Annotated in this window: 1 protein-coding gene and 1 pseudogene; both read right to left on the bottom strand. The window is 38.6% G+C overall.

Translation table 11 applies throughout. The features are described 5' to 3' along the window. A pseudogene (locus IIF7_RS20600) lies at positions 1-245 on the bottom strand (hypothetical protein); the annotation flags it as partial. Positions 246-277: 32 nt separating this feature from the next. Continuing rightward, complete coding sequence (locus IIF7_RS20605) at positions 278-769, bottom strand: conjugal transfer protein TraK (RefSeq protein ID WP_245801694.1); 492 nt, start codon at positions 767-769, stop codon at positions 278-280. Positions 770-988 lie beyond the last annotated feature (219 nt).

Consider the following 988-nt stretch of genomic DNA (forward strand, 5'->3'; position numbering starts at 1 on the left):
TGTTCTATTTCGTCGTAAAGACTTGGCAGTACCGAAGGCTTTTTCTCTTTCAATTGATCTACGGCTTCCCTTCGATTACGAAATGAATTATCCTCTACCTGCAGGCTTGGAATATTCGGATTTGTGGGAAGTTGTTTTACGTTGGTATCCTCCTTTTTCCATACCAACAGCGTGTACGAAAGTGTAAACAAGAGAATCACAAGGAATACCGAGCCAAAAACAATTGTCTTTTTATCGAGTTTCATGATTGCATTGTTTTTTTAAAAATAGCTTGTGCTTATTGTGATAATTTATTCAAGCGGTTTTCATAGAAATCGGTAATCATTAGGCCGTGTGGATTTTTCGGAAAACTCCGTTTAACCGGAAGAAGTTTCCCTGAAGTGAGCAGTTCATAAGATTCTTTAATATTGCCACGATGAATACTGAAGAACAACTGTGACCTAAAGAGATATGGCGACTGGCTTACATCCAGTGTAGAACTGATGCTATCCACTTTTTGCACCAGGGCATATTGAAGAATTCTATTATAGACCCCATCCGCTTTCTTTTGCCTATAGACTTCATCTACCGAGGAATTGCCAAGCCATAAAGCTTTTTCCAGCTGGGTTTCGTAGGTATCCGGAGTAAGATCATAAAAAGAAAAATGAAATCGCTCCAAATGCGCTTTAGCTTCGATTTCCAACTGATGACTACGCTCTTCCCACAGCAAGGGAATCACCTGACCGCTACCCGTTACCGCAAAAGCATGATCAAGGGCATTCCTGTGCATTTTGTAGATTAAAAAGCCGGAGCTTATACAGGTTATAAATGCCCCTATACTAACACAGATACTCACCAATCGGTTGAGGCGTAGAACGGAGTATATATTTTGATACGGAGCTTTACTTTTATTAATGTTCATCACAAAGGTTTTAAAGATTTTTTTTGAAATAGAAATATTTAAAATTCAGTGGTACAGCATAGAAAAATCTCGAGATTATGCAGTAAA

The sequence above is a fragment of the Zunongwangia atlantica 22II14-10F7 genome (assembly GCF_002094855.1).
Lineage (GTDB): Bacteria > Bacteroidota > Bacteroidia > Flavobacteriales > Flavobacteriaceae > Zunongwangia > Zunongwangia atlantica.